Raw genomic sequence first — 7,128 nt, 5'->3', positions numbered from 1 at the left:
TTTTCTTCTTTTCCATTTATCATAATAGTTCTTTCAAACTTGATTGGATTCATTTTATCCTCTTGTTGAATTATGATATCAGATATTTTAATATCGACATCATTTAATAAAGATACTAATCTTTCTTTATTTTTTTCTATTGCCTTAAAGGCAGCATCATAATTTACATTGCCATTAACCTCAAGCTCATAAATATTAAATATTTCATTGTATAAAGATAATATTACCTCAAGCTCGGGATCTTTAATAGCCTTATAATTAACAAAGGTATTATAGAAATACAATAATGCAGTTAAGCTATTATTAATTGTATTTGCGTATTGTAAGGTTATTTTATCTAACCTCTCGCTTGTAATATGACCTTTATCATCTCTTTCAAATAAAGTATTATATTCTATATCATGAATAGCCTTATATACTAATGTTTCAGAATTGATTTCAAATTTACCAAATAATAATGCATTTTTATTCCCTGTGAAATCCATAATTTCTTGTCTTTCATTTTTATATAGAACGTCAAAGGAATATCCAATTTCATATTTTGGTGTAACAAAGAATAATGTCATAGATATGACATCATCATTATTGAAGCTACAAGACCAAGAGGCTTCACTAGCAATAGGGAATGGTCCGCCACTCAAAACTAACATTTTTACCAAATTTAGTGCACTTAATAGGTTTGTTTTTCCACCACCATTAGGTCCGTACATGGATGCTACTTTTAATAATTTATTATTATTTATATCTATAATATGCTGTGGGTATTCAGATACTCTTTCAATATCCGCTTCCATAGAAAAGGTTATTTCCTTATTAATGGATTTAAAATTCTTAATTGTCATCTCTTTTAACATTATAGTCACCTTGTGAGATTTTTTCTCACAATAATTATATCATAATTTTATAGCGCCCGCAACCAAAAGAATACAATTATGAGATTTTTTCTCGCAAAGAAAAAGGATGGTTTCCCATCCTTAGTCTATACGATACAGCTTTGCCTCATTATTAAATAATATAGCAATCAGTACTCCTGAAGGAATATTCAATGACAATATACTAATGACAGCTAACGTAACTGAATACTTTTTTTACTTATTTATAATTTTTAAAATATCTTCACCATATAATTCAATTTTAGATGGGCCAAAGCCATAAACCTTTTCTAGTTCATTAATATTTTTAGGCTGTAATTCAAGCAAAGAATTAAGCGTTGTATCATTAAATATGATGTATGCACGGCACTTTCTTTCTTTTGCTTTATCCATCCTATACTTTTTTAAATTTGAAGCTAAGGAATCCACATTGATCACATCTAACTTTATAAGTCTAGATTTTATTCCACCTACAGTTCTATTATGTAATTTTGCAATTTCATCCAAGGTTTTACCTTGCTTATATTCCTCTATAAGCTTTTCTTCTTCCTCTTTACTCCATAAATTATTTTTCTTCTCTTTTTCAACTTGAGGCGTCTCTTCTACTCCTTTATCCTCAAACAAAGACATTTGTGTCCCGCCTATATTTCCATTCTTTTTAAAATAAATCGTTGGTAATATAATTGGATAATCTATAGACTCTTCTTTATCAAACCAAGTGACTATAAAGCGAATCTCAGCTCTATCAAAATCATATCCTTGATTCTTTATTTGATTAATGGTTTCATTACATGCTTTTGAAAATCTAACATAAGCCTTTCCAAACATGGTCAATGAATCATTCATCAATTTCATTGGGCCTCCTGCTTTAAAATTAATAATTTCTGCTTTATTGCTTTTAAAATAGTTTAAATGAACATCATGATGTGTTAATTGCATACATAATTCGAAAGGTTCTGGATAACTTGTTTTATCTATATAAGGAACAATTCCTGCCTTTTTTATATATGGATCTAAAACATCATTATTTATGTGTATATAAAGATTGTTCTTTGGTCTTGTAATTCCAACATATATTTTTCTTTTTTGCTCATCCGTTTTAATGATTGTATTCTTAAGCATAATATAAACAGAATCAAATTCTTTACCCTTAGTCTTATGGATTGTAGATACAATTATTTTTTCTTTATTTATATCCAAGAAATCCTCTATTAGAGATTCTTTGGCAAATTCAATAAAATCCGATTTGTATAAGGAATTATTTACCTTTTCAAAGGTATGAATCATAGAATTAACTAATTCTAAGGATTTGCTATCCTTATATTTTTCATTAACCTCTTCACATGCTTTTGCCCAAATATCTGAATTAACTATAGGCGACACAGAATATTTTTCAATCAAATGTATAAAATATCTTATTTCAATTAAATTATATAAACTAAATCCATCATTAGACTGAATAAGTCTTGCAGGAACGCCATTTCTTTGTAATACACCTAGTACTCTTAATGCATCATCGTTCGTTTCCGTTAATACCGCAACAGTTTCCTTTTCTTTTCTATTCTTTATCAAATGCTTTACTAATGGTTGTTCCATATTTTCGGATGTATGCTTAACAATTTCTACATTTCCTAAATCCTTTCTAACAAAAGAAATAGGATGTGTTTTTAATCTTGTTTTTATACCACTTGCAAATGCATTAGAAAGGTCAATAATTCTCTTTACACTTCTATAATTTTCAAGCATTTCATATCTATGAGCGTGATAGTTTATTTCAAAGTCACTTAAAAACTTTGAATTTGAACCACGGAATTCATAAATGTTTTGATCATCGTCGCCAACGGCAATTACACGCATATCCTCATTCTTTTTCATTAATGCCTTGATTAAATTGAATTCCATTTGATCCATATCCTGAGCTTCATCTATAACCAAAACAGTTTTAGTAATCTTGCTATATTCAACCTCGTTATTATTAATCATATCTACAGCAGTTGCTACAACATTTTTCAATTCCTCTTCTGCACCAAATTTGCCTAATAAATCGAAGCAATAGGAATGGAATGTTTTTATTTCAATATAATTTGCTGTAGGTCCAATCAAGCTTATAAGCCTGCTCTTAAATTCTGTTGCTGCAGCACGAGAAAATGTAAGCATTAATAATTGCTCTTTCTTAATATCTTCAAGTAATAATAGCGAAGCTAGCTTATGAACTAAAACCTTTGTTTTACCAGAGCCTGGTCCTGCAATTACTGTAATGTATTGAGATTCATCATCAATAATATTCTTTTGAATTTCAGATAACTCACCAAATAATTTGTTGTATTTGGCAGGAGTAATATTCTTTTGAATTTCACCCTTACGATTACCCTTAAAATATTTTTTAATAAATCCATCATATTCCAAATTAAAGTAATCACTTACAAAGGTTAAGGCCTGTTCATAGTCCTTAACCATCATATTGGCATATTCACCGACAATATGAATTTGTTGGATTTTCATATTATAAAATTCTTGAAGTTGCTTATAATCCGCTTGCTTATATTTTATATTATTCGATGTAATTAGTCTCTTTATTTGTAGTGCATTATATAAAACCAAGAAGCCTCCTTCTAAGGTCATTGCATGGATTCTAGATAAATATAATAATGCGTCCTCGATTTCGGTTTGCTTTGCTTTTTCTGCGTTAGAAAATAAATCCTTTCCAACATAGCCTCTAGTTAATTCTAATACAGAGAAATTAACCATTTCTTCTTCCTTTTCTCCTAATGCTTTGTCGTATAAATGGTTCACTATATATTCCGCTAAAGCAAATCTTTTTTCGGATTTTTTCTTTAATTCCTCCACTTTGAATAATGGTTCAATAGAGTAATTTCTATCCGACGAAGATAAGTTCTTTGCGATATAACCCTTTACCATCCAATAGGAAAAAATGTTTTTAAGCATTTTAACAGTACTCTTTTTAATACCTTCTTTTAATGCTGTATCATTTAATTCCTTTAAATCAAATACCTGTCTTTCATCCTTTATAGTGTCCAGTAGGAAAGATTCTAATTGCTCATATCTATTTAAAATGGCTGATGTTTGTTTTTCTGTTTCCTTCTTTGATATTCTTGCTGACATATCCATAGAATCAGCTAAAACGCCAATTTCACGCATTGAATTAATTAAATGAATAACTCTAGACTTCTCAAGACCTAAGCAATCTGCCAAATAATCCACTCTAGATTCAGCCTCGTCGTTTCCTGCTTTCGAAATACTTTTTGCGGAAATTAAATATGAAATTATTCTGACTGCATCTTGTGTTTCCTGGTCATCAAATTTTTTGCTTCTTTCTATTCTTTCTCTAGCTTCTATTACATTATTCACTATAATACCTGTTGCAAAAACTCTAGGGGAATTCATTCCTCTTTTAATATACCCAGAGGTTTCAAGAGCAGATATTGCTGTTTTTACTCTAGTATCAATGTCATCAATTTCATCATCCCAACCAGCCATTCTAGCTAGTTCGAGGGCAGATACAGATAAGGATGCACGATTCTTCGTCATATTCTTTATTGCCTGCCATACCTGCTGAATCTCGTTCATATTCAATTTGGTTTGATTTAAAAGCATGAAATGCTTGTTTAAATCATCTTCCGCAAATAAAACATAGCATTCCGCTTCAAGGTGCTCATCTCTTCCTGCTCTACCGGCTTCTTGGACATAGTTTTCAAGCGAATCAGAGATTTCATAGTGAATAACTAATCCAACATCTGCCTTATCTACGCCCATACCAAAGGCACTTGTAGCAACTATAATTTTAATCTCATTTGATTTAAATCTATTTTGATTCTCAATTTTTCTTTGAGCATCCATCTTTCCATGATAAGGAATTGCAGGGAAGCCATCCTCAGTAAGCTTTCCTGCTAATTCTTCTGTTAATCTTGTTGAAGAAACATATATAATGGTAGGGCAATCCCTTCCAGTTAAAATATTTCTCATGAATTGGTATTTCTCATCAGCTGATGCCATAGGAAATACCTTATAATGAAGATTCTGTCTTGCTGCAGTTGTTGTAAACAAAGATAAATTTATACCTAAATTTGAATGGAAATATTCACAAATGTCGGATATTACCTTTTGTTTTGCAGTTGCAGTAAAGCATGAAACAGGAATGGAAGATATATTCTTTTTCTCACAAATGTTTTTAATAAAATCTGCAATATATAAATAATCAACTCTAAAGTCCTGGCCCCAGCTTGAAAAACAGTGCGCTTCATCAATAACAAATCTTGCAATGGTTCTGGATAGCAATACCTTTTCTATTGTTTTTGAACGCAAGGATTCAGGTGCAATATATAAAATAGATGCTTTCCCATCATATAATGATTCTATTGCTTTTGAGCGCTCTATTGGTGATAGCATTCCATTTATAGTAACTGCATCTATAAATCCTCGATTTAATAAATTATCCACCTGGTCCTTCATCAAGGATTGAAGCGGGGAAATGACAACAGTTAATGCCTTTTCTACATCCCCTGCAATCAAAGCTGGTAATTGGAAGGTAAGTGACTTCCCACCACCAGTAGGAAAAACCGCAAGCAATGATTTACCATCAATAGCAGCTTTAACAGCATTCTCTTGCAATGGTTCATCATTAAACTTACGGAAATCATCGTAGCCGAATATTTCTTTAAGTCTCAGTTTTGCATTAAATTTTTGGTTACAATATGGACAATTACCACATGATTTTCCTCTTAATTTATGAATAATATCTTCTACTATTGGATATGTCTTATGTACCCAAGGAGGAGTTAGGGAATCTCTATCGTTAACCTGAATAATTGCAAGTGCATAAGCAAGCTCTATAGGATTGGAATTTATAAATAATGGTAAATTTGCATTATCACATATTTTATTCTTAAAATAAGCCCTAATATCTGATTTTAAAAATAGAGACCTATTCCAAGAAACCAGTTCAAAAAAGCCAGCAAATTGATCTTGCTTATATAGCAAAGTTCCATAAATCGTTTTTAATTCTTTTGGTAGCAACGAAAAAGCATTTACCTCCTCATAAAACAAATCCTTGCATTTTTTTGAATCGTTAACAGGATTATTTAATTCCTCTGTTTGAAGCTTATCATCTTTAACTAGCTTATGGTAAGGTCTTTGAGGAAATAATAATGGGGATAGTAAAAGTGTATCCACACATTTATATCCTTTTTTCCATAAATATGGCGAAATATATTTCAAATCATGCTGAAAAATATTATGTCCAATAACTAAGGTGCATTTTTCAGCAAACTTTGTGAATTCTTCTGTGCTTTTGCCATGAAAAATCTTATTATCATCTTTTATAGCACCAATATCTTTTAATTTCTTCCCGTCAAGTGATACTTCTGTATCTACAAATAAAATATGTCCCATACAAACCTCTAAAACCATAAAATTTTCTCAAAATTATGTTTTTTTACATTTTTTATTAATTGAATGTGTCGTCTTGATATAAATTATACCAAAAACTAACATTTAATTAAAGTTAGAGCCTTGTTTTTATAAAAATCAGACATTTTTAATGCGATTTATCTGTTTTTAGAAGTTTGAAAAGGTATAGATTATTATAAGCATCACTTAAACTGGACCACAAAATTTCAAAAAACATATCAAAGATTCTTATTAGCTAAATCTAATAAGAAATTCTTTACCTCTGAATTTTTACATGCTGATAAAAATCATTTATTACCGGTGAATAAATCACCCAGGCTTTTTCCTCCACTTTCCATCGCAAGATATCCTTATATTATTTTTAAATTGCTTAAACATTATAGAAACTTTCTTGCTCTAGCCATACTTTGTTTTCAATCAAATACTCTATAACATCATAATACTTCTTTAATCTAGGTTTTGTTAATAATGTCTTTAATTTATCAACATATTTTTCTTCATCAAATGTTTGTGCATATTTTATATTTGATAATAATGTATTTAAATCCATATTAATCGTATTTATTTCTAAGCCTAAATATTCCATTAAATCATTTAAAATTGTAAATCCACCATAATCAATGTCACCAAAATGATAAAAATTATTACAATTTGATTTGATTTTATTTAAAACTTTCTTTTGACTTCTGGTAGAGAATCCTCCTAAATAAATGATTAATCCATCAGATTTAAAATCATAAAATGTAGTTAAATTTTCTATCGTAGTTACCTTATCAATGTTTTCAAAATCAATGACATCAACATTATCAATAGGAATGCCTATGGATGT

At 29.9% G+C, this 7,128-nt stretch carries 3 protein-coding genes; all 3 read right to left on the bottom strand.

The features are described from left to right. Positions 1-854: AAA family ATPase (locus SPJ17_RS04625; RefSeq protein ID WP_321093122.1), on the bottom strand; the 854-nt coding region annotated here is incomplete at its 3' end. Positions 855-1,088: 234 nt separating this feature from the next. After that, positions 1,089-6,299 carry a RecQ family ATP-dependent DNA helicase gene (locus SPJ17_RS04620; RefSeq protein ID WP_321093120.1) on the bottom strand — a complete coding sequence of 1,737 codons (5,211 nt, stop codon included), beginning with the start codon at positions 6,297-6,299 and terminating at the stop codon, positions 1,089-1,091. Positions 6,300-6,669: 370 nt separating this feature from the next. Then, positions 6,670-7,128: Wadjet anti-phage system protein JetD domain-containing protein (locus SPJ17_RS04615; RefSeq protein ID WP_321093118.1), on the bottom strand; the 459-nt coding region annotated here is incomplete at its 5' end.

The sequence above is a fragment of the Anaeroplasma sp. genome, assembly GCF_034179385.1.
GTDB lineage: Bacteria > Bacillota_I > Bacilli_A > Acholeplasmatales > Anaeroplasmataceae > Anaeroplasma.
Note: the sequence above shows the minus strand (reverse complement) of the source record. Positions and strands in the feature narration are given on the sequence as shown.

What these genes read in the sequence shown, in the direction of transcription:
- SPJ17_RS04620 (WP_321093120.1), bottom strand. Translation starts at nt 6,299, where the DNA reads ATGGTTTTAGAGGTTTGTATGGGACATATTTTATTTGTAGATACAGAA.